Source organism: uncultured Odoribacter sp., assembly GCF_937966165.1.
Taxonomy (GTDB): domain Bacteria; phylum Bacteroidota; class Bacteroidia; order Bacteroidales; family Marinifilaceae; genus Culturomica.
The window spans coordinates 254,587-280,235 of sequence record NZ_CALCLB010000012.1 but is presented as its reverse complement, the minus strand read 5'-3'; the positions used below and the strand labels follow the sequence as shown (position 1 = coordinate 280,235).

13 protein-coding genes are annotated in these 25,649 nt (G+C 41.3%); 11 read left to right on the top strand and 2 right to left on the bottom strand.

The features are described 5' to 3' along the window. Positions 1-10 precede the first annotated feature (10 nt). On the top strand, positions 11-871 hold the full coding sequence (locus Q0465_RS04955; RefSeq protein WP_298613646.1) for a cation diffusion facilitator family transporter: 861 nt from the start codon (positions 11-13) through the stop codon (positions 869-871). A gap of 127 nt (positions 872-998) precedes the next feature. Then, positions 999-1,220: a DUF2795 domain-containing protein gene (locus Q0465_RS04950; RefSeq protein WP_009135471.1), complete on the top strand. Its 222-nt coding sequence runs from the start codon at positions 999-1,001 to the stop codon at positions 1,218-1,220. Between the two features lie 389 nt (positions 1,221-1,609). On the opposite strand, the gene Q0465_RS04945 is transcribed toward Q0465_RS04950, so the two are convergent. Continuing rightward, complete coding sequence (locus Q0465_RS04945; protein WP_298613642.1) at positions 1,610-2,401, bottom strand: DUF5106 domain-containing protein; 792 nt, start codon at positions 2,399-2,401, stop codon at positions 1,610-1,612. A gap of 472 nt (positions 2,402-2,873) precedes the next feature. On the opposite strand from Q0465_RS04945, the gene Q0465_RS04940 reads away from it, so the two are divergent. The 9 genes from Q0465_RS04940 (at position 2,874) to Q0465_RS04900 (ending at position 22,689) form a co-directional block, all read left to right on the top strand. Continuing rightward, positions 2,874-3,359, top strand: coding sequence for a hypothetical protein (locus Q0465_RS04940; RefSeq protein WP_298613639.1), 486 nt, complete (start codon positions 2,874-2,876; stop codon positions 3,357-3,359). Between the two features lie 285 nt (positions 3,360-3,644). Continuing rightward, the gene (locus Q0465_RS04935; protein ID WP_298613635.1) at positions 3,645-5,861 is read left to right on the top strand and encodes a TonB-dependent receptor; all 2,217 of its coding nucleotides are present in this window, start codon (positions 3,645-3,647) and stop codon (positions 5,859-5,861) included. 24 nt (positions 5,862-5,885) lie between these two features. After that, positions 5,886-6,689 carry a heavy-metal-associated domain-containing protein gene (locus Q0465_RS04930; RefSeq protein ID WP_298613632.1) on the top strand — a complete coding sequence of 268 codons (804 nt, stop codon included), beginning with the start codon at positions 5,886-5,888 and terminating at the stop codon, positions 6,687-6,689. A gap of 154 nt (positions 6,690-6,843) precedes the next feature. After that, positions 6,844-9,981: a TonB-dependent receptor gene (locus Q0465_RS04925; RefSeq protein WP_298613629.1), complete on the top strand. Its 3,138-nt coding sequence runs from the start codon at positions 6,844-6,846 to the stop codon at positions 9,979-9,981. Positions 9,982-9,992: 11 nt separating this feature from the next. Beyond that, on the top strand, positions 9,993-11,465 hold the full coding sequence (locus Q0465_RS04920; RefSeq protein WP_298613626.1) for a RagB/SusD family nutrient uptake outer membrane protein: 1,473 nt from the start codon (positions 9,993-9,995) through the stop codon (positions 11,463-11,465). A 22-nt stretch (positions 11,466-11,487) separates the two neighbouring features. Continuing rightward, on the top strand, positions 11,488-13,911 hold the full coding sequence (locus tag Q0465_RS04915; protein WP_298613623.1) for a zinc-dependent metalloprotease: 2,424 nt from the start codon (positions 11,488-11,490) through the stop codon (positions 13,909-13,911). Between the two features lie 820 nt (positions 13,912-14,731). Beyond that, positions 14,732-17,485 carry a M64 family metallopeptidase gene (locus Q0465_RS04910; RefSeq protein WP_298613621.1) on the top strand — a complete coding sequence of 918 codons (2,754 nt, stop codon included), beginning with the start codon at positions 14,732-14,734 and terminating at the stop codon, positions 17,483-17,485. A gap of 448 nt (positions 17,486-17,933) precedes the next feature. After that, the gene (locus tag Q0465_RS04905) at positions 17,934-20,687 is read left to right on the top strand and encodes a M64 family metallopeptidase (protein ID WP_298613618.1); all 2,754 of its coding nucleotides are present in this window, start codon (positions 17,934-17,936) and stop codon (positions 20,685-20,687) included. 61 nt (positions 20,688-20,748) lie between these two features. Further along, a complete protein-coding gene (locus Q0465_RS04900; RefSeq protein ID WP_298613615.1) occupies positions 20,749-22,689 on the top strand; it encodes a hypothetical protein in 1,941 nt (646 codons plus the stop codon). Positions 22,690-22,759: 70 nt separating this feature from the next. On the opposite strand, the gene Q0465_RS04895 is transcribed toward Q0465_RS04900, so the two are convergent. After that, the gene (locus Q0465_RS04895) at positions 22,760-25,579 is read right to left on the bottom strand and encodes a PD-(D/E)XK nuclease family protein (RefSeq protein ID WP_298613612.1); all 2,820 of its coding nucleotides are present in this window, start codon (positions 25,577-25,579) and stop codon (positions 22,760-22,762) included. Positions 25,580-25,649 lie beyond the last annotated feature (70 nt).

Sequence of the window (25,649 nt, the reverse complement as noted above, 5' to 3'; positions counted from 1 at the left end):
AGAAGAGGGTATGAATGCGAATAATAAACTCGGATACCGGGAAGGTGTCGTTTCCGTGGTATTGAATTTACTGCTTTTCCTGTTGAAATATTATGCGGGGGTTGTCTCTTTTTCTGTAGCCCTTGTTGCAGACGCATGGCATACGCTTTCGGATTCCCTTACTTCTCTGGTTGTGATTTTCGGTATCCGGATGTCTTCCCGCAAACCGGATAAGGAGCATCCGTTCGGACACGGACGCTGGGAACAGATTTCAGCTATTATTATCGCTCTATTGTTGTCTGTGGTGGGTTTGGAGTTTGTAAAGGATTCAATAGGGCGCTTGCATTCCCATGAAACGGCTTATTTTGGGTGGTGGGCTTACGGAGTGACGCTTGTTTCCATTGCGGTAAAAGAGGGACTGGCCCGATACGCTTTCCGGATAGCCCGTATCACGGGTAATGCTTCTGTAAAAGCGGATGGCTGGCATCACCGTAGTGATGCTTTGTCTTCTCTTGTCGTTTTGGGCGGTTTGTTTTTAAGTCCTTATGTCTGGTGGGTTGACAGTGCTTTGGGAATCGTGATTTCCATACTGTTGTTTTATGCTGCTTATGGCATTATCCGGGAAGCTGTCAATAAAATTTTAGGGGAAGAACCTTCAGAAGAACTCCTTTTGCAGGTAAAGGGAATCGTCAGGCAGGAGATGGGGGAAATTGCTTACCCCCATCATTTTCACATTCATAATTACGGGGAGTATGCCGAGTTTATTTTTCACGTAAAAGTTCCGGGTCACCAAACGGTAAAGGAAGCTCATGAGCTTGCAACGAAAATTGAGAACCGGATAGAGAAGGAATTGCACCTGACAACAACTATACATGTGGAACCATTAGATTAAATAATTGTAAATCAGAAAATTGGTGATTATTGTATATGAATGTTAATTTATGCTCTAAGCCTTGTTTTTTAATGTAAAAGCTTTACTTTTGCGGAAATTTTAGGAAAACGGTTAAACACAATATATTATGTACTGGACTCTAGAACTTGCGTCGAAATTGGAAGATGCGCCATGGCCTGCATCAAAAGACGAATTGATAGATTATGCTATCCGTTCCGGCGCGCCAATGGAAGTGATTGAAAATCTTCAGGATATCGAAGACGATGAGGAGATTTTTGAGAGTATTGAAGATATTTGGCCGGATTATCCGAGTAAGGATGATTTTTTCTTCAACGAGGACGAGTATTGATAGAACATGCGCTAAAATTTGCTGAAACAATGAATTACGCAAGGAAGGACCACTGCTGAAACGGTGGTCTTTCCCGTTTTTTAGCGGAAGGGTACCCGTTTTATTTCACAGAAATGCTCTGTTCAGAAAAATAAGGCTGTATGATATAACTATTTTTCAGCATCACCGGAACGGGTGGAGCTATAGGGAAGGCTCTTGGAAAAGCCTGAAAAGAATAAAAGCCTGTTGTCCTGTACTCTAACAGAAACAGGCGAAGAGATGAGCAAAGTGGAGTACTGAAGAAGGGAAGAGGGTAAAAGGGCTATCCATTTGTGAAGTGCCCCCCAAAAGTTAGACATAAAACTTTTGGGGGGCACTTCATTTGCCGGTAGCCCTTATTTTTTAAGCTACTAAAAATGTAAATAGGCCTCTATGGCTTGCCAGGGGGCGTCCTTTAAAATTACTTTTTTATTTTGATCCAGTAAATAAAGGGTGGGGATAGCATTTAAGTTGTAAAGATTCTGATGGGTAATTTTCTGTCCTGCGTCGTATGCTACAATCCAGGTAGAAGGTATTTCAGACAATTTATTCCGCCACAGCGTCAGATCTGCGTCGGGATATACAGCTAATATCTGCAATTTCTTTTCCTTCAATAGAGTGCGGATAAGGGGAGAAGCGGAGAGCTGTTCTACTGTGTGTTTGCATTCCGGGCAGTCGGGATTGTAAAAAATCAGAAGGGTATAAGTTGCGGTAATTCCAGCTAAACGACCGGTTTTACCGGAAGGAAGGGTATAAATAAAATCCGTAGCTTTATTTCCCGGGCGGTTTTTTTTCGCAATTTCCAATTGATGGCGGGGACGGATTTTAGTTACTTCCTCCAGGGCATCTGAGTGGAGAAGGTATTCCAATACGGGAATATAAAGTTCCTCATTCCGTACGGGGGAATTCGGGTCGTAAAGGTATTTCTCGTACAGGCCTGCGATATAAGAAAGCATAGCAGGTGAGCCGGCTTGTGCTTTGCGGAGCATGGAATTGATGGCTTTTTGCTGGGTGGGCTGGTCGACGTATAATAAGATTTGCAGGTAATTGGCCAGAGCCTGTTCGCTGACTTCTGGCAAATGAAGAAGAGTACTATCTTGAAAATCAAAATGATCCCAATAATGAATAACCAGGTATTTGGTTCTCTCTTCCGAATTAACCATAACGGAGGGGATTTCCGGTAATTGAAATGTTTTTTTCATAGGAATGTCCCGGGACTGTCCTTGAAGGGAAAGAGAAGAACATACTAAAATAAAGCAGAAGAATAATGTGAAAAATTTCATATCTATTTATTTGTCAAATTTCGTTTGTATTGGACTACGATACAAATATAGGAATATAATGTAGAATTTTGGATTTAAGAGTTTAAAAGATTGACGGTCCTTTGTGCCGGATTAATGCCCGTTATCTTTGGATTAACGCTCGTCACCCGCCTCTCTGATTCGGAACCTTCGGTTCTGACGAAGGGATAAATGCGGAACAAAAGTTCCTTTAATCCGTTTCTGTCAAGAAGCAATAATCTTTTAATCCTTCATCTTTTTAATTAAAATTTTGTTTTTTATTTATAAAAAGTTTGTATAATTAAAAAAATATATTAGATTTGCAACAACCGATAATCTAAAGTTTGAATACCCCATGAAACTTTGTAGATACATATTAGTTGTTTTTTTATCGACTCAGATAATATTGTTGGGGGTAGGGCAGACCCGTATTCTTTATCGGTGTATTAAATGTGCCAAATCCACGAACAATATTTTTGTACGGGTAGAAACGGGTGTTTATAATGACGGAAGTTGTGTTTGTGGGGTGGGGGATTGTTCCTGTGATGAAGGGGGTTGTTGTGCTTGCGGGGAGCAGGGAACGGAAAAGGAAGATTCTTCTCATTCTTGCGGGAGCACGGGATGTGCTACGATGAAAGTTCATAAGCTAGAGATGCCTACTTTAGCTGAATCTCTTAGTTTAGATCATATATATTTTTCTACGGTTCAGTTCTGTTATGATCCGTATATTTCTATTTTAACTTCAGCTTTGCCCGAAAGGCAGCAAAATCTTCTCTATTACAATACGGCAGCTCCACTGCCACGGGGTTATCTGCATAAGATATGCGTACTGCTGATTTGATTCCTGTTTTTTTATGTAACGTCCATTTGTAGGAAGAGTACAGAGGATAGAATGACATTTTGTCTGGTAGAAGATGCGGTGCGTTGTTTTATATCGCATCCGGCATCCTATAAAATATTCGGATGGAGTTTTGGTGAAGCTCCGGAAGACAGTTCGAGTGGTGTATGACAGGGATTTACTGAATAATCACGGATTTCCTTGTTGATTTTCAATAGGATAAAAATATTGTGCTCTGTCTTTATCCGAAATTGTTAGATAGAAATATCCATTTAAAAGAAAATTCAAATGAGATTTTTAAGTATAGTTTTTTTTATATGTCTTGTTATGCCGTCTTATGCTCAGGTAAAGGGAACGGTAAAGGACACAAAAGGGAATCCCATTTTTATGGCTAATGTTTTTTGGTTAGGGGCCACAGAGGGGACAAGTACAACTGAAGACGGTTCTTTTTCCATTAAAAAATCGTCAGAATCAAATATGTTGATAGCCAGTTTTATTGGCTACGTAAATGATACAATTATCGTAAAAGGTAAAAATGCAACGGTGAATTTTGTATTAAAAGAAGGTGTAATGTTGGAAGAGTCTACTGTAGTCGCTCGAAAATTAGGACTGATTAAAGTTCGTTCCAGTGTGTTGAATGAAGAAATGATTTCCAGTAGCGAATTATTGCGGGCAGCCTGTTGCAACTTAGGGGAGAGTTTTACAACCAATCCTTCAGTTGACGTCAGTTATTCGGATGCAGCTACCGGAGCCAAACAAATCAGGCTGTTGGGCTTGTCGGGAACGTATGTACAAATGCTGACGGAAAACTTCCCGAATTACCGGGGGGCTGCCGCTCCTTTCTCTTTGGGTTATGTGCCGGGACCCTGGATGCAGAGCATCCAGGTTTCCAAAGGGAGCTCTTCAGTGAAAAACGGTTATGAATCCATTACCGGTCAGATTAATATAGAGTTTAAAAAGCCACAGGTTCCTGAAAATCACTTATATCTGAATGTTTTTGCAAATCATAAGGAAAGGTATGAGGGAAATATCGATGGGAATGTGCATATTAATAAAAGACTGAGTACTTCCGTATTAGCGCATTATGAAAATGAAACAAAAACACATGACGACAATGGGGATGGTTTTTTGGACATGCCCAGGATAGAACAGTACAATATTCAGAACCGCTGGGCCTGGATGGGCGATCATTATGTCTTCCAGGCTGCTGTCAAAGCATTGAAAGAGGACAGAAGCAGCGGACAATCTACCCATGTTCACGGGGATGCTGCCGTGCCGGAAGGGGAGCTTTATACCATCGGTTTGAAGACAAAGCGTTATGAAGCTTTTACAAAAAATGCCTATATTTTTAATAAAGAGAAAAGTACCAATGTTGCTTTGATCCTTTCCGGTTCTATCCACCAATTGGACGCGCTGTATGGGCATAAATTCTATAATGTAAACCAAAAGAATCTTTATGCTTCCCTGATGTTTGAGTCGAATATCACGAAGGAACACAATATTTCCACCGGCCTGAGTTTGAATCATGACTATTACGATCAGGATTATCGCCTGACGAATAATACTGATGAAGGGGGAATTACGGTTAAGGAAAAAGAAACGGTTCCGGGTGCTTATGTACAGTATACTTTTAATTGGAATGATAAAATCGTTTTAATGGGAGGAATTCGGGCCGATCACAGTAGTGAATATGGCTTTTTCGTAACTCCCCGTGCCCATTTGAAATACAACCCGAATGAGATTATTAATTTCCGGTTTTCTGTAGGTAAAGGATACCGCACCAATCACGTACTGGCTGAAAACAATTTCTTATTGGCCAGCGGGCGTAAAGTCATCATTGACGATCACTTAAAACAGGAAGAAGCCTGGAATTACGGAGCCAGTATGGCTACTTATATTCCTCTTTTCGGACATACTTTGAATATTAACGCAGAGTATTACTATACCCGTTTTCAGAATCAGTTAGTGGTAGATCTGGATTCCGATCCGCATCAGATACATTTTGCCAATCTGGATGGAAAATCGTATTCCCATACTTTTCAGGTAGAAGTGAACTATCCCTTTTTCCGGGGATTTAATCTGATGGGGGCTTATCGTCTGACCGATGTACAGACGACGATTCACGAAAAACTGATGAAAAAGCCGCTTACCGGGCGGTATAAAGCTTTGCTGACAGCAACTTACAAAACTCCTTTGGATAAATGGCAGTTCGATGTCACATTGCAGTTTAATGGTGGCGGACGTATGCCGACTCCTTATAGGTTAGAAGATGGAACGGCTTCCTGGGAGGCAAATTATCATTCTTACCGTCAACTCAGTGCACAGGTTTCCCGCTTCTTCAAACACTGGTCTGTCTATATCGGTGGAGAAAATATGACGAATTTCAAACAAAAGAATCCGATTATAGGTGCGGAACATCCCTGGAGTGATCATTTCGATTCTACGATGATTTGGGGACCTGTACACGGTTCCATCTATTATATGGGTGTCAGAGTAAATATATAGTTTATTAACTTTTAATTTTAGATTATGAAAACAGTGAAAAATTTTAGTGTATTGGCTGTGCTGCTGATGTTTACAGTGTCCTGTATGGCCAAAGAAATCAAAACCGTGGTGTTTAAAACCAGTCCTGAAATGCATTGTGCAAATTGTGAAGACCGGATTAAATCGAATCTCCGTTTTGAGAAAGGGGTGAAAGATATACAGACCAATTTGGAGGATAAAACAGTGACAATCAAGTACGATTCCGATAAGACAACTGTAGCTCAGTTGATTGCCGGTTTCAAGAAAATTGATTATGTGGCTACTGTTTATGAGGGAGGAACGTCTGCAACAGGAGAAAATTCTTTAAAATCGACAGGTAGTTGTTGTGAAAAACCGGCAGAAGGGCTGGCTACGGTTTGCTTTAAGGCAGCACAGATGGGATGCGGGGGATGTGTAGCTAAAGTTCAGAATAATATGAAAAATGAAGCAGGTGTTAAAAAAGTGGTGTGTGATCTGCCGACTAAATCTGTGAAAATTGAATACGATCCTACAATAACAAATGTGGATAAATTGAAAGAAGGTTTTCAGAAATTTGAATATGCAGTTACACAGTATTATCCGGAAGAAAATATGGCTTATGTTTTCTTTAAGGCCAATCAGATGAATTGTGGAGGATGTGCGAGGATGGTAAAAGAAAAAATAGGAGCCGAACCCGGTGTAAAAGAAGTAACGGTCTGTTTGTCGACTAAAGTTGTTTGTATCGCTTATGATTCAAAAATCAGTAGTGTTGAAAAACTGGTGGATGGATTCAAAAAATTCAATTATGATGTAACTGAATGTTATAATTAATAAGCGGTTCAGGCATACAGTTAGACAAATATAGTCGGAAAACTCTATCTACGATTGACGGAGGGGGAAGGGGAAGGACTTCCTTCCGTACTTTTTCCTTTCCGTTAACCCTTATCCGGTGTACCGGGAATTTACTAACTTTAAACAGACTTCTATGAAAAAAAGACTATTATTATCTACACTGTTTTTCGTCTTCGCGATAAAACTGTTGATGGCACAGAATATTACGGTAAAAGGTACTGTGCTGGCAGAAGAAGATAATCAGCCCTTGGCTGATGTAACCATTCTGGTAAAAAATACCACTATCGGAACCATCACGGATAAAAAAGGGCATTTCAAATTAGATGTTCCGGCTTCTGCAACGACTTTGATCATTTCCTATGTGGGCTATCAAATGCAGGAAGTCCGGATAGAAAAGAATATAAAGGTGTATATGAAAAGCGAGGCTGCTTTAATCGAAGAGGTAGTCGTCGTGGCTTATGGGACACAGAAAAAGAATGCTTTGACAGGTGCTGTTTCCGCACTTCGTTCCGATGAGTTCGAGACCCGTCCTTTATCCAATCCGATAGCGGCTTTGGAAGGGAATATATCCGGAGTACAAATGGCCGGTGCCAGTGGCAAACCCGGTACGGTTCCCGATATCCGGATCCGCGGATTCAGTTCGGTAAATGCTTCCAATGCTCCCATCTACGTGGTAGACGGTGCTATTTTTAACCGTAGTACCGGGGATTTGAATGTAAATGACATCGAATCGATCAGTATTCTGAAAGATGCTGCTTCCGCTTCTTTATATGGGTCCAGTGCAGGAAATGGAGTCGTATTGATTACTACGAAAAAAGCCAAAAAGAACGGAAATACCATCAACCTCAACATCAGTCAGGGATTTTCCAGCCGGGGAATCCGGGAATATGAAAGAGTGAATGTATGGGAATATTATCCTTTGCAATGGGAGATGTTGAAAAATCACTATTACTCTTACGGATACCAGGGCGGAGACGGACAAGAGGCAGCGGAATGGGCTTCTAATACCCTTGTCAGTTCTTACCTGATGTATAATCCTTTCAAAGGAGTGGGAGATACGGAAGTTGTCGGTTTGGATGGCAAGCTGAATCCGAATGCGACCACTTTATTGTGGGGAGATGATATGGACTGGTTTGGTAAAGCAGAGCGGTTGGGATACAGGAGTGAATATAATTTCTCCTACAGTATTAAAAACGACCGTTCTGATACTTATGTATCGCTGGGGTATCTGAAAGATGACGGATATATGAAACGGGCCACCATGAACAGGTACAATGCCCGTGTCAATGTGAATTTTTATCCGGTTCACTGGTTTACAACCGGCGTAAATATTGCCGGAAATAAAGTGGAATCCAATCCGGGATTTCCGGGAGGTGTGGGAAATCCTTTTTATTTCTCCAGACTGATCGGGCCGATTTATCCGGTTTATAAACACGATCCTGAAACCGGTGAATATTTGCTGGACGGAAGCGGAAACAAACAATACGATTATGACGGAACCCGGGGAACAGGTGCTATGAGTCGCCGGCATTCCCTGGCAGAAATGAACCTGAACGATTATACCAATGTGCGGGATGCTATGGATGCCCGTATTTATATGAGTTTGTATCTGTTTAACGGTTTAAAATTCACCGTAAATGCTTCCATGGAGTCCTCGAATACCAATAGCAGTACGTATAACAACCGTTATACCAGTGATAGTTCTCCCGGAGGAGCATTGACTAAATCCACCAACCGGCTGTATTCCTATACGGTAAACGAACTTTTATCTTATGTACAGCAGTTCGGGGAGCATCATCTGGATGTGATGCTGGGACACGAAGCTTATGCATTAAAGAATAAGTACTCTAATATCACTAAAAACGGGGAGATTATGGACGGTTTGCATGAGCTTTCCAATTTCCTCACGACCGGTACCACTGATTCGTATACCGATACTTATCGCAAAGAAGGGTATTTCGGGCGGATCAGTTACGATTATGCCAACCGGTATTATGCTTCTTTCTCTTACCGGCACGATGGTTCTTCTTGTTTTTCGAAAGATACCCGCTGGGGAAATTTTATGGCTTTCGGTTTATCCTGGAGAATTGATCAGGAACCTTTTATGGCCGATGTAAAATGGATGGATCAGTTAAAGTTAAGGGCTTCTTACGGGGAGACCGGAAATGATTCCGGAATCGGTTATTATCCTTACCAGACTTTATATGAATTGGGAAAAAACAATTCTTCGGAAGAGGGTATTTTATTTAAAAGTAAAGGAAATGAAGGATTGAAGTGGGAGACTCAGATCACAAAAGACATTGCTTTGGAATTTGGCTTTTTCGATGTGGTGAGCGGATCGGTAGAGGTTTTTTTCAAGCAATCCAAAGATCTGTTGTTTGATGTGCCCCAGATGGTTTCTTCCGGGATTACTTCTATTTGGGAAAATATCGGTAAAGTAAATAACAATGGAGTAGAATTCGATTTGAATTTCAAACTGATTCATACAAAAGACTGGCGTTGGAATTTAGGCTTGAATGCTACGACTGTAAAGAATAAAGTCAAGCGGTTTCCGGAGGGGGTGACAGAGATCATTAAAGACAGGAAACGGGTGGCAGTCGGCCGTTCGATTTATGACTTCTGGCTGAAAGAATATATGGGAGTAGATCCTGCTGACGGAGCTGCTTTATATCGCTTTGACAGAGAAGGAGGAGCCGTGTGGTCGGACGAGGACTGCCGGCTTGTAAACGGAATTGAAATGACGACCAAACAGGCGAAAGCCAAATATCACTATGCAGGCAGTGCTATTCCGGACTGGTATGGCGGGATTAATACTTCCCTGGGATACGGGAACTGGGAACTTTCCGCTTTATTTTCTTACGGGATCGGGGGAAAAGTTTACGATTACAGCTATATGATGCTGATGTCTGTGGGACAGTATGGTAGGGCTATGCATGCGGATATGAAAAAAAGATGGCAGAAACCGGGAGATATCACGAATGTGCCCCGTTTGGACGGCTATTATGTGACGGATTTTAATGCAGAGTCCGATCGCTGGCTGGTAGATGCGGATTATTTTAGTATGAAATCCCTGACTTTGGGATATACTTTACCGATGCGTTGGATTTCAAAAATTGGAATAAAATCAGCGAAATTGTCTGTAACGGGCGAAAATTTATTTGTATTGAATCATCGCCGGGGCATGAATACCCAGGAAGCCTATACGGGTAATTTGTCGGCCGGCTGGCTTCCCGCTCGTACTTGTACATTCAGGTTAAATGTAACTTTTTAAATTCAACGGCTATGAGAAAAATAATATATTCTATACTTCTGGGAAGTATATGCCTCTCTGCTTGCAAATCCGACTTTCTGGATACTTCACCGACGGATCAGATCGGACAGAAGGTTGTGTTGAATTCTTTAGATAATTTGTATAAAGCACTTAATGGAATTCATCGGGTAATGATTGCGCAGTACAGTAAAAGACCTTGTGGTGGTGAACCGACTATGGGATTATATAAAGATACTATGGGAGAAGATCTGGTGATGACGAATAGCAGTTCGTCCTTTGCAAATGCTTTGGGATGGATAGAGCACCGGGACCCTTCTTCCGGATTATGCCTGTTTGGTTTTGAAATGTATTATAAATTTATTCTGAATGCCAATCAATTGCTGGAAAATGTGGATATTGTGCCGAACACCGATCCGGTTTTACACGATGGGATAAAAGGGGAAGCTTTGTGCTTCCGGGCTTGGTCGCATTTTCAATTGGTGCAGTTATACGGCGCCCGCTATCAGGCCGGTGTAGAAAATTCTCAATCGGGAGTCCCTTACCGGAAGCAGTCTACTACGGAAGCTATGTCCCGAAATACTGTGGAAGAATGTTATACCTATATCCATGAAGATCTGGATGAGGCTATTGCTTTACTGGAAAATTATAAAGCCGCTGCGGTAACACATTTTTCCCTGAAGGTCGCCTACGGAATAAAAGCCCGGGTGCTATTGGCCCAGCAGAATTATAAAGAAGCTGCTAAATATGCGGATTTAGCCATTCAGACAGCTGAAAGAGAAGGATTTAAACTGATGGAAGAGAATCAGTTGCTTTGTGGATTTTACAATTTGCTGACCGAAACGAAAGAGACAATTTGGGGAGCCCATCCTTTGGAAGATCAGTCCATCTGGTGGTGGTCTTATTATGCTTTTATGGGCTGGGATATCGATAATGAAAGGGAGGTGTATTGTATTAATTCCAAACTCTATAATACGATAAGTGAGACCGATATCCGGAGAAACTGGTGGGATCCCAGCGGGGAAGCAGAACGGCCTTCCTGGGTAATTGTATCGGCTCCCTACCAGCACCGCAAATTTAAAGCCAGGGAAGCGGAAATTACAATAGGGGATTTTCCGTATATGCGCCTGGCCGAATTGTATTTGATGAAAGCCGAAGCCCTGGCCCGTCAGGGAGGGCGTGATGGAGAGGCACAGGCAACTTTGACTGCTTTTGCTTTGACAAGAGATCCCGCATATACTCCTAAATCGGGTACGAATGCCGATTTGATAGAAGAAATTATGTGCCAGCGGAGGGTTGAATTGTGGGGAGAGGGATTCCGTTTTACAGACTTGAAGCGGTTGAATCAGCCCTTGGACAGACTTAATAGTAATCATAAAACGGATGTTTCCAGGGTGATGTCTGTTCCGGCAGGCGACTTGCAATGGCAATTTCTGATCCCGACTTCAGAATTGAATACCAATTCTTTAATGGTACAAAATCCTTAGTCTTTTATCAAAAAAACGGATTATGAAAAAATTTAGTTTAATCGTGTGTGCCCTTTTGCTAGGAATAACAGTGCCGGCTTTGGCAAAAGACCGGAAAAAAACAGTTTTACCGGATAAAAATGCGGAGAAATATACTGAACTTATTCCGCCGGATGCAAAAGTGAAGACCGGACTTTTTACGGTTTATCAGGCCGGGGAAAAGTGGTATTTCGAAATTCCGGATAGTTTGTTGAACCGTTTAATACTTTCTGTGACCCGTTTTGCTTCGGCTCCGGCTAATCCGAATTTTTTCGGAGGAGAAGTTGCTAACCAGCAAGTGGTGTATTGGGAAAAGGCTACCGGAAAATTACTGTTGCGTGCTTATTCGGTTTATTCATCTTCCGATCAGAAAGGGGAAATCCGCAAAGCCGTAGCGGTAAATAACGAAAGTCCGGTTTTAGCGTGTTTCCCGATAGAAGCAGTACGGAATTCTGCTTCTTTAATTGATATAACTGAATTTATTGAAAAGGATATACAGGCTTTTTCAATTCGTCCGGGTTTAAAAAGCCGTTTTGAAATTTCAGGTTATCAGAAAGACAAGTCTTTTATAAAACAGATCCGGACTTTCCCCCTCAATACAGAGATGCGGATGGTCCGGACTTATCTGGTCAGATTGGATGAAAGCGGAGAGAAGGAGTGTATTTTCCCCCTGGCAGAAACGACCGGATTGGTGACGGCGGAACTGAATACTTCTTTTATTTTGTTGCCCAAAGAACCGATGAAAAGGCGTTTGTATGATTTACGGGTGGGGTATTTTGCCCATCAGTATGAGTTCTATGGGGATGAGCAACAGATGGCGGCAAATAAAAAATTTATCTGCCGCTGGCGACTGGAACCCCGTCCGGAAGATATCGGAAAAATGAAACGGGGCGAATTAGTGGAACCCCGGAAACCGATAGTATTTTATATTGATCCGGCTACTCCTGAAAAATGGAGGAAATACATGATAAAAGCGGTGGAAGACTGGCAGCCGGCTTTTGAGAAAGCCGGGTTTAAAAACGCCATTTATGCAAAAGAATGGCCGGAGAACGATCCGGATATGGACCGGGAAGATATCCGCTATTCTATTATTCATTACATCGCTTCGCCCATTGCCAATTCCAATGGGCACCAGATCAGCGACCCCCGGAGCGGGGAAATTATTCAGGCCCGGGTCGGCTGGCACCACAATGTCATGAAACTTGTACACGATTGGTATATGATACAGGCCGGGATAAATGATCCGCAGGGACGAAAAATGTATGTGGACGACGAACTTATGGGACGCTTGATTGAGTTTATATGCGCCCACGAAGTTGGACATACTTTGGGTTTACGTCACAACTTGGGAGCGAGCCGGCAAACTCCGGTGGAAAAACTGAGGGATAGAAAGTGGCTGGAAGAAAACGGGCATACGGTGTCCATTATGGATTATGCCCGTTTTAATTATGTTGCGCAACCGGAAGACAGCGTGAGTGTGGATGCACTTTTCCCCAGGATCGGTATCTATGATGAGTGGGCCATTCAGTGGGGATATATGCCTGTCTGGGGTACTTCCGATGACGAGGAAGAGCGGCTGGTGCTGAACGAACTGATCCGGAAGAAGCAAAAGGAAAATAAACGGCTTTGGTTTGGAGCGGAAGGGTTTAACCGCGATCCCAGATGCCAGCGGGAAGATCTGGGAGATAATCCTGTGATAGCAGCTGAATACGGAATACGGAACCTGAAAAGAGTGATGAAAGCTTTACCGGAATGGACATACGAAAAGGGGGATTTTAATACTCATTTACTGGATATGCACCGGTCGGTAATCGATCAGTATCGTCGTTTCCTTATCCATGCTGCGGTTCATATCGGCGGTATTTACCGGAATTTTAAAGTTGCCGAGGAAGAAGGAATCGTCTACGAACCGGTAGAACGGGAGGTACAGCGACAGGCTTTGCAATTTTTAGGAGATTATTTTTTTACTCCTCCCGATTGGCTGTTTGGAGAAAAGTATTTGTACCGGATTTACGAATCACCTCAACGGGAGCTACATAAAATCGTAGATGATGTACTGAGCCCGGAACTCTATCCTTTATTAGATCCGGAAACCTTACTGGGCATGAAAGATTATGCAGCCGATCATGAAGATTGTTATACGGTCGAAGAATACCTGGCCGATTTAAAGCATATTCTTTTCAGTGAGTTACAGGGCCGTCAGCCTATTGGAAATTTCAGGCGGCATGCTCAGCAAGTCTGTGTTGAATCTATGATTTCTCTTTTAAATAATGAGAAATATAAAAAAACAGATGTGCCGGTTATTGCCCGGTATTTTTTGACCGGATTGGCAGAGGATATTAAGAAGAATGAGAGTTATTTTAAAGACAGGATTTCCCGGGAACATTTGGTTTATCTGTATGCTAAAATTCAAAAGCAGTTGGAATAAAGTAAACTGTAAAATGATTTCTGTTCTCTGCTTCTTTTTCATGAAGGTATTTCGGTTTTGACAGACTGAGAAGTATGTTGACGTAGTGTTTAACGGATGCCTGTATACAAAGGCAAAGAGAGTTGTATGAGGTCAGAATGAGACTATTTTCACGTTTTCTAGTAACTCAACTATCCGATATAATTGATAAATTTACCAATAACTTTTTTCTGGCAATTATGAGGTTATACAAATAGTTAAATCATTCTTTTCAGGATCGGATATTGGGTCGTAACCTTACGGAAGGTTACGTATAAATCGAGGGTACCCCGGTATATGTGGGAATACCCTCGATTTTTTGTCTAAAAGGCCGTTTTTCAATTCCGGGATAATATCAGCTACTTGTTTTTGGGTGGTTTTATTGTTCCTTTGGGGAAAGGAGGGTCAATGAATAGCTGGATTCGCTGATCGGAGGATATATTTTAGAAATGCCAAACCGTATGGGAAACAATTTCGGTATATTAATAGCCGTCGAGTCTGTAAATCCAGTATACCGGATAAAGGTATTCTCTCTTTAAATCGGAGCATGATTCAGGTAAAGGAGCCGTCTGAAGGCTTGGTAGAACAGGTTTTAAATAGGGATTCCTACAAAATCTGTTTATATAAAAATAAATTATATGTTTCAGGATTGTAATTGTCTTTATTAAAAGAAGTTATAAAAATAATAAAGAATTCAATAGACTAAAATAAATTTAATGTTTGTATAAATAATTTATTTTTAATATATTTAAACAATTTCAGTTAAGCATAACTTTTTCGATTATTTTTAAATGGTGAAAGTATGTCAAGAGTTGTAAAAATCCTCTTTTTCGTTTTTCCGGCAATTCTGGTTGCCTGTTTGTTTTTGGGCTGTAGTGAAGACAGGAAGGTGGATATTCCTCCCCCTGTGGAACCTTACCTGAAGATAGAAACCGGCCTTTTGCCTTTGAGTTCGCATGGAGAACGGGCAGAACTTGTATTTTCGACCAATGAGTCGTGGGACATTGTAACGGAAACGGAGGATAAAGAAAAGGATTGGTACCGTGTCCTTCCTCTTTCCGGGGATGCGGGTGATGATATCCGCGTAACGGTAGAGGTGGATAGCAATAATGCTTATACGGACCGTACGTTTAGCCTGGTTCTCAAAAGTGAATCCCTTGACGAGCGTATAGAAGTGAGGCAACTGAAAAAGAATGTTATCCTGCTTGGAGAAAACCGTTATGAAATATCCTTCGAGGAGCAGACGTTGACGGTAGAGGTACGTTCGAATGTATCCTACCTTGTTGAAATCGGAGCGGGTGCTGACTGGATGCGTGAAGAAGCCCGTTTACATTCCGGTGAACTGAACCGTTCATCCCATTGTTTCCGAATCTCCCGGAACGAATCAGAGTCCGCCCGTACAGGCGTTATTGTTTTTACCGATCCTTCTTCGGCCCTGAGTGATGAATTGTTTGTAGTTCAGTCAGGTTGGGAAGATCCGACTCCGGAGCTTACAGCCTTGAAATCGATCTACGAATCTGCAGGTGGCCCGGGCTGGACGCATCGTGATAACTGGTGCAGCGATGCTCCCCTTTCAGATTGGTACGGAGTGGAAACGGATGCCGATGGTCATGTAACCGGTCTTCGTTTAAGTCGTAATAACCTGAGTGGTATTATTTCAGAAAAGATCTCCCAGCTAATCTATTTGCAACACCTTGACCTGAGCTGGAACGATCTTAGGGGAGAGATAAGTACCAATGTTAATGGACATATGCGCAGTGCTTTGGACGACTTGTTGGAATTGGAAACGATAGATTTTAGTCATAACCGTTTTGAAGGATTCCTTCCTGATAATTGGTATAAATTTGAGAAACTCCACTACCTGAATTTATCGTTTAACCAGATTAAAAGCTGGATGTCGACTCTGTGGGATCCGATGTTTACAAATGGTCGTACGGTCGACCTGATTTTAAACAACAACTATTTATACGGAGAAATACCTGCTGCGATTCAGAATCATCCGGAATGGAACCGTCTAGCCCTCCAGATGATCCGTCAGAACCGTACAGGAAGTGGAGGTCTCCACTATGATAAGGCCGTATACCTTCCCGATTTTACCTTTACCGATCTTTCAGACGGTTCGGAGCGTAGTATGCGTGAAGTATACAGTAACAGCAAACTGACCATGCTATTGCATTGGGACCCGTTGCAGTCCTCATCGGGAGAGTTTATCTCGACGACCGTCCGCCGGCTCCATACCTTGTTTGGCGGTCAGGGTTTTTCCGTCGTGGGGATTACGCCCGAAGGAGATGAATACCGTGAAGCTGCCCGGCGCTATATCCGAGAACACAATATTACCTGGACTGCTGTTACAGATTACCGAGATGCTGAAGGTCGCCGGCTTGTACTGCCGGATTATCCTTATCCGAGTTACCTTTTGATAGACGGTTCTGGTAAATTACAGATGGATATGTTTAACGGTCAGTATTTCCCTTCAGAAGGTGAACTGGGAGAATCCTCGGTAATGGATTTGCTTACCTTTATCCATGCAGATTATGTAAATCGTTTTTTTAAGGATCTTTTTGGAGAGAGTAGTTATGAAAGCAGGGATTATACGATGGACAAGCAATACGAGACATTGCAGAGGTCCAGTAAGGGATCCGGTATCGATATAGTGGTTGTAGGAGAGGCTTTCACGGATATTGATATTGAGACAGGCTTTTATCGTGATGTTATGAAATTTGCTTTGGAATCTTTTTTTTCGATTGAGCCGGCTAAGACATACCGCGATTACTTTAATGTTTATATGGTTTATGCTGTTTCGCGTAAGGCTTATATCGGAGATGACCGCGATCAGGTTGCATTAGGTACAATTGTCGATCTGGATCAGATGATAGATAACAGGCTGGATAAATTGCCCGATTATGTATACCGTCCTGTTGTATCCGGAAATACCCCTTTTGTTTCTGTTGTCATTAACAATCATTCAGCCGGTTTGACATGGATGGGAAAGCCTTATATACGTCCGAGTTATTCTTTTTCGGGATATCCACCCGGTAGCCGGCGCTATTTAAGAGGAAATTTACTCCATGAAACCATTGGACACGGATTCGGTTTACTTGGTGATGAATATTCGGATGGATATGTGACAGGAGAGATTCCCGACTATAGAAAAGACGAATTGAGAGCTTCCCAAAAGAAAGGTTGGTGTTATAACGTTTCCTTGACAAATGATCCTCATTCTGTATACTGGTCGCATTTGATCGGTCATGCGCGTTATCCTTATGTAGGTATTTATCAGGGAGGTTATTATTATGACCTGGGGGTCTGGAGATCCGAGGATAAAAGTGTAATGCGCGACTCAAAATCGAATTTATATTTTAATGCTATTTGCCGGGAGTTGATCGTAAAACGTATTTTAGAGCTTTCCGGAGAGGAATATACCTTTGAAAAGTTTCTGGAAAAGGACAGCGATGAGGGTCGTCCCGGAGGAGGTTCATCTGGTTTCGGTTTGTTTCGTTCTAAAGAAACCGGATATGTTCATCATCCGCCAATTGTAATGGATGAATTTAACTAAGAATAAACAGGTGTTTAGGATTTTAATGTTTATTGTAGACTGATACTCTTTAAGTAGTAATTATTAATATTTTATTGAATCTCATTCGAATGTTCTGCCCGAAATACTACCTTGAATAGGGGAAGAACTTCCGTTGCAGATATATTTTTCTTTTTTATTCGTATATAATAATAAATAAATTTTATCAGGCCGGATTTGTCTGAAGAATCCCGTTTTATCTGTATAAGATGGATACTGACACCCTAAAGTTAAGGCTTGTTGTGCTTTTACCTTTGAATAGAAATCTATTTTAATTACTGTTGAAACTGGCTTTATTTTTTAAAAAGTTACATAATTATATATTATATTTAAATTAGTTAAATTAATATTTTGAAGTATAATTTTTTATTAATATATTTGATCGATCAAAATAAATATAATGTTTTGATTGCTTTTAACTGTAAAGAATATGTTACGAATTGCAAAAATCCTCTTCTCCTTTTTTCCGGCAATTCTGGTTGCCTGTTTGTTTTTGGGCTGTAGTGAAGACAGGAAGGTGGATATTCCTCCCCCTGTGGAACCTTACCTGAAGATAGAAACCGGCCTTTTGCCTTTGAGTTCGCATGGAGAACGGGCAGAACTTGTATTTTCGACCAATGAGTCGTGGGACATTGTAACGGAAACGGAGGATAAAGAAAAGGATTGGTACCGTGTCCTTCCTCTTTCCGGGGATGCGGGTGATGATATCCGCGTAACGGTAGAGGTGGATAGCAATAATGCTTATACGGACCGTACGTTTAGCCTGGTTCTCAAAAGTGAATCCCTTGACGAGCGTATAGAAGTGAGGCAACTGAAAAAGAATGTTATCCTGCTTGGAGAAAACCGTTATGAAATATCCTTCGAGGAGCAGACGTTGACGGTAGAGGTACGTTCGAATGTATCCTACCTTGTTGAAATCGGAGCGGGTGCTGACTGGATGCGTGAAGAAGCCCGTTTACATTCCGGTGAACTGAACCGTTCATCCCATTGTTTCCGAATCTCCCGGAACGAATCAGAGTCCGCCCGTACAGGCGTTATTGTTTTTACCGATCCTTCTTCGGCCCTGAGTGATGAATTGTTTGTAGTTCAGTCAGGTTGGGAAGATCCGACTCCGGAGCTTACAGCCTTGAAATCGATCTACGAATCTGCAGGTGGCCCGGGCTGGACGCATCGTGATAACTGGTGCAGCGATGCTCCCCTTTCAGATTGGTACGGAGTGGAAACGGATGCCGATGGTCATGTAACCGGTCTTCGTTTAAGTCGTAATAACCTGAGTGGTATTATTTCAGAAAAGATCTCCCAGCTAATCTATTTGCAACACCTTGACCTGAGCTGGAACGATCTTAGGGGAGAGATAAGTACCAATGTTAATGGACATATGCGCAGTGCTTTGGACGACTTGTTGGAATTGGAAACGATAGATTTTAGTCATAACCGTTTTGAAGGATTCCTTCCTGATAATTGGTATAAATTTGAGAAACTCCACTACCTGAATTTATCGTTTAACCAGATTAAAAGCTGGATGTCGACTCTGTGGGATCCGATGTTTACAAATGGTCGTACGGTCGACCTGATTTTAAACAACAACTATTTATACGGAGAAATACCTGCTGCGATTCAGAATCATCCGGAATGGAACCGTCTAGCCCTCCAGATGATCCGTCAGAACCGTACAGGAAGTGGAGGTCTCCACTATGATAAGGCCGTATACCTTCCCGATTTTACCTTTACCGATCTTTCAGACGGTTCGGAGCGTAGTATGCGTGAAGTATACAGTAACAGCAAACTGACCATGCTATTGCATTGGGACCCGTTGCAGTCCTCATCGGGAGAGTTTATCTCGACGACCGTCCGCCGGCTCCATACCTTGTTTGGCGGTCAGGGTTTTTCCGTCGTGGGGATTACGCCCGAAGGAGATGAATACCGTGAAGCTGCCCGGCGCTATATCCGAGAACACAATATTACCTGGACTGCTGTTACAGATTACCGAGATGCTGAAGGTCGCCGGCTTGTACTGCCGGATTATCCTTATCCGAGTTACCTTTTGATAGACGGTTCTGGTAAATTACAGATGGATATGTTTAACGGTCAGTATTTCCCTTCAGAAGGTGAACTGGGAGAATCCTCGGTAATGGATTTGCTTACCTTTATCCATGCAGATTATGTAAATCGTTTTTTTAAGGATCTTTTTGGAGAGAGCAGTTATGAAAGCAGGGATTATACGATGGATAAGCAATACGAGACATTGCAGAGGTCCAGTAAGGGGTCAGGTATCGATATCGTGTTTATAGGAGACGCTTTTACAGATATCGATATAGAGACAGGCTTTTATCGTGATGTTATGAAATTTGCTCTGGAATCTTTTTTTTCGATTGAGCCGGCTAAGACATACCGTGATTACTTTAATGCTTACATGGTTTATGCTGTTTCACGTAAGGCTTATATCGGAGACGACCGCGATCAGACGGCTTTGGGAACAGTAAAGGATGAAACTAATGGAATCGACAATAGATTGGATATATTGCGTGACTATATTAATCTTCCCCTTGTTGGTGAACATATACCCTATCCTTCGATAGTTGTGAATGATAATAACTCAGGTCTTACTTTTATGAAGGGAACGGGTGTCATTAATTCAAATTATTCTTTTTCGGGTTATCCCTATGGAGAATGTGGAATACTAAAAAGTACTGTTATTCATGAATCTGTCGGTCATGGTTTTGGTTTACTTGCAGATGAATATATAGATGGTCGTTTTGGTGAAGAAATACCCGAAAGCAATAAGAACAGGTTAAAATTGGATCAAGCGAAGGGCTTGGCTCTTAACGTTTCGCTGACGAATGATCCCAAATCTGTATACTGGTCGCATCTGATCGGTCACCCGCGTTATCCTTATGTAAGTTTATATGAAGGAGGTTATTATTATGGTAAGGGAGTCTGGAGATCGGAGTACGAAAGTGTGATGCGAACTTCAGGAGAGTATTTATATTTTAATGCTATCAGCCGGGAGTTGATCGTAAAACGTATTTTAGAGCTTTCCGGAGAAGGTTATAGTTTTGAAAAGTTTCTGGAAAAGGACAGCGATGAGGGTCGTCCCGGAGGTGGCTCATCTGGTTTGGGTCTGTTTCGTTCTAAAGGAACCGGATGGGTTCATCATCCGCCAATCATAATAGATGAATTATAATAAAATAAGCTTGTATATGTTGCAGGAATGAAATCTTAATTACACATTAAAAAACACAATTATGAAAAAATTATGGTTAATAACAGCAGTGTTGCTTATACTTTGCGGGTGTAGCAATGAAGATAAGTTCAATTTAGGACAAGAGGATAATGAAACAGAAGCTTTTGTTCCATATTTCTATGGAGCGGCGAGGTTGGAAAATCCGGTTGTGGGAACACGAGGGGTGGCAAATACCTTGAAAGTATGGAGTAAACCGATGGCAGAAGAAAATCTTACTGTAAAATTCCTCAATGGTACAGAGAGTTATCGGAAGTTTGTCAAAGAAGTTGTCAAAGAGTGGGAAAAGGTTGCAGGTGTGAGGTTTAATTTTGTTAAAGATAATGAGAATGCTATGATTCGTATCGGTTTCGATTATGTTCCGGGAATGATGTCGAGTTGGGCGATAACAGGAACCGACCATCTGCAGTTATACAGTCGGCAAACAGAGCCTACAGTTCATTTTGCGCGTTGGCGTCGGATTGCTAATACACTTAAACGTAGCGACGTATTAAGGGCTTTCGGACAAGTACTGGGTTTAGAACTGGAATTTCGTCATCCGAATTTCAATCCCGGATGGATTACCGACGAAAATGGTAATGTGGATGAAACAGCGATCAGGGATTATTGGGAAAATGAACTGGGAAATTATATCACTTGGGAAGAACTGAAGAAGGTTGTATTGGATCCACTTCAGGATCAGACTTTCTTAATAACCAAAACTGAATCTTATGATAAAGAATCAATAATGACGTGGCCTTTTTATGAGATGATTGCAAATAATATTCCACCTATTGAATTTGAAGAGTATAAAACCGAATTATCAGTTCAGGATAAAGAATTTATTCAGCAAATATATGGACCTACTTTGGGGGACTTACTTACGAAAGATAGATATTTGGATTTAATAGAATTTGATTATACAGGTACAGCTTTAGAGTTTGCTTTGACAACAACTAAAAATCTTGCGGTCATTTGGGATGAAGACGCTAAGGATGTTACAAATTACTATTTACCTACTGATACAACGACTGTATATAAATTCACTGCTACTCATACTTTTACCGAAAGTAAAAAGCACAGAATCATTATAGCCGAAATTTTGGATAAGGGTGTAGTACGTCCCAATGAAAGCACGGCATTAACTGCGTTTGACTTGAAGACTGGAGTGGGAGCTGATAATTTTGATATAAAGTTACTGAATAAAGCTTTAGGATATATTCGGATTTGGGGAGGAGGAGGTTTTATAAGTCAGAATTTTAATTTCACGAATTATAATAACCTGAAAGAACTGTATTTGGTTGAGGTGCTGGATTCCAAAGTGACGCTGGATGGATGCAAGAATCTGGAGATTTTTGCTACAAGTCGGTTTATTTATAAACCAGAGAGTGTAAGTGGTCCTCAAGTGACGACACCTGTAGGTAGTCCTATAAATAATATATATGAGATAGTGGAGGGACCGATTGCAGAATGGCCCATTGAAGGCGTTCCTTTTGCAGAATGGCCTAAGTGTGCAGAATGGAATTATTCATTAAGTGATTTGAACGGGGCAGGATTAACGATTAGAAATTGCGACAAGCTTAAAGAGATTAGTCTGGAAAACACCCAGATTATTGATATCGATTTCAGTAATCTTTCCCAATTGGAATACGTTTATCTTTCATCTACCCAGGATTATCTGGTAGGCGGTGGTAGGGAGGAAATTATGAATTACAGCGGAGACTATTTAAATACGGCATTTAGTACTTTAAATACACGACCAAGTAATAATCCCGGTTTAATTGTATTGCGCGGTGTAACCAAGAATACTGAGATTTATCCGCGGGACTTTGTTAAAGTAGGTATAAATGTCGATCAGCTAGAGAAAATCAATAGGCAAATCGAAGCTAAAAACTGGACGGTTGTCTGGGATTCCGGAATTACTCTTTATATGTCGGCTATTCCTGTGCCTGAAAAGAGTGAATGATAAGAAGCCTCTTTTTCAAGAGAACTGATAGCTGGAAAAGGACAGCATAAAGGATAATTATTTATTATTTTTATTTTCTACAAATGCCGGAATATTGACAAGTCCGGCATTTTTTTTCGCTAGGAGCTTGCGTAAAGGACTGTTCCGGCGAAAAAAGACGGCTTAATAAAGCTGTGAGCAGTTGGTAGAATTCTTCCTGATAAGCATTAAAATCGGTAATATAGGTATTGTCACATTTCAATTTGTAATTATAATCGTTCCCGAAAAGTAATTTTATACTGTATATTCCGGGTATAATGGCAGAAGCGGGAGGACAGTGCTGTTTAAACATAAGGCAGTAAAGCATGGTTTGAAAAGCAGCTTTATTGCGTTGGGGATTGGAAGAGTCGAATACGGAACTAATGTTTTTACACTGGGTATTGTCTGCTCCGGTTTTATAGTCGATTACCCTTATGGTGTCCCCGATTTGATCCACCCGGTCGATAATTCCTCCGATAAATACCGGCTGTGTGCCTGCTGGGGTCTGAACCGGAACCGGGATACAGTATTTTTTCTCTGTTGAAATGATGCGGAAAGGGCAAAGCGTTTTGTCGTATTGAAACATTTGCCGGATGTATTTTTTGATGATTTCCAGGATCAGTTCATTGCTTCCGCTATCCATTAATTTACTCGTTTGCTGATTGTAAACGTGAAGGTAAGAACGATATACATGCTCTTCCAGTAACGATTGATTGGATAAAAGGGAATCGATGATACGGGAAGTGATTTCCTGTTCTCCAACAGTAGCATATAAGGATTGCACGGATTCGTGGAAAATGTTTCCAAGCAGGCGGTGATCCAGTTCTTCGGTCATCTCTTCTTTTTCTTTGATACCGGCTATATATTTGAAATAAAATTTCAGGGGACAATCTATATAGGTATTTAAGGCGGAAGGGGACAGGGCTGTTTCTTCAGAAAGCGTATACCCTTCCAGCCGCCGCAGGATACTTTCGTTTTTGGGAATATGGATTTCTTTTTCTTCTTCCAGGGAGATGCGGTTCTGGAAATTTTGTTCTTTTACCGTCAGACCTGATTCGTATTTAATCTGGTGGAGATAACGGCTCATTTCTCCTCCGTTCAGATTCTGAATCACCGAAGTATAAAGGATTTTGACATTCTGGGCCCTTTGTAGCAGGCGGTAAAAGTTATAGGCAAAAAGAGCTTCTCGTTGTTCGGGAGTAGGCAAACGGAAACCTACCCGCAGATTATAAGGAATAAAAGAAGAAGGAATATTGGTCTTTGGCAAAATTCCTTCATTGGCAGAGAAAATAATCAGATTTTTAAAATCGAGCATACGGGTTTCCAGTAACCCCATGATTTGCAGTCCTTCTAAAGGTTCCCCGGAAAAGGGAATACTGACAGATCCCAATACTTTGTAGATCATTTGCAGATAAAGTTTACTTTCGGGTTCAATCTGTTCTTCCTCGAATGTATTTTTAAGGTTTTGGATACAGAGGTAAAGGGTAAAAATAAATTCCTTCTCAATGGCATAACTTTTTTCTTTTTCGATATCGAAAGTTTGGGTCAGTAATTTCAGAATCCGGAGTAAATAATCCGGTATTTTTTCTTCTTTCCCCTCAAATATAGCTTGGGTAACCGCATTAAAATACAGCGATTGGGCCGGTATATAGATTATATTTTTTTGGCGGATGTTGTCGAGAGTTTTATCGATATCTTCAGGGCAGCAATTCCGGAGTAACTTATGGTTCAGCAGGGCGATAACGGGCTTATAGTAATAATAGGTTTCCTCTCCTGCTGTTTTGGTGTAATTTTTCAGCTCTCCCAGCATATAAATGAGAGCGGCGGCGGAAGTGTTACGGGCGGGGTATCCCATCGTAATGTTTATTTTCCGGATATCTTCCGGGATGGAGTGCATGACCGGTATGAGCAGGCGTTCGTCGCACAGGACCAGAGCGGTTTGTATATTGTCTTTTTCGGGTAAATTCTCCAGTAATTTGGGAATCAATTTTGCCTGTCCGATAGAGGAAGGGACAGAAATGTACTCGATCTGTTTCCGGTTGTATTTGAAATTGTTGAAATGTTCCTGTCCGAGTTCATTGGGAAAAAGTTTCAGATTTTCCCGGATATAACGGCCGGCTTCATGATACTCTTCGGTAGAATAATAAATATCGTAATCCCAGTAAAAATGGGCTTTCCGGTTTAAATAGTAAAAAGTGAAGATTTGTTTTTCGCACGGACTTAAAGCATTAAAACCGGCGAAAACGATCGGTTGCTCCCGGGAATAGGCTTCGAGGTGTTCATAAAAATGACGTTCGCCCATTCCTTCGTAACAGATACCCTCTGCCGTAAGTTGTTTTTTAAAACGGGTATAAGTGGAATAAAGATTGTTCCAAATTTTTAAAAATTCTTCCTGTTCTTTACTGTATTTTTCCGGATTAAAACTGTTCCAGAAATTTTGGATGACAGTGATTTGTTCGGGAGTCAGGTATGAAAATCCGGATTCCAGCTCTTTGAGAGAAACGATATTGGAGAATAATGTTTTCGGATCTATCAGATATTTATCAATATCGTCGAAGTCTTCCAATAACAAATTTCCCCAGAAATAGAAATCTTCGAATTTTTCGTTTGTTCCCGAAGCTTTCAGGTAGGCTTTATACAGTTTAATGGTAAGGGTGATGTTCTCTGCTTTTTTTATTCCGGTCTGCTGTTCTATAAATTCATGGAAGGTAAAAATTTCAGGCATCCAGGTCGGTTTTTCCACTAATTCGGAGAGAGCATCCGCCAGAAAAAGTCCGGCCCGTTTATTGGGAAAAACAACCGTCAGGTCTTTAAGGTTATATTGATATTTTGTAATAAGGTCCTTAGCTACTAATTGAATAAATGATGCCATACAAATTTGTACCTGATAGATGATTTGAATTTACGCCTGTCGAAATAATCTTTCCGGATAAAAAACAAAA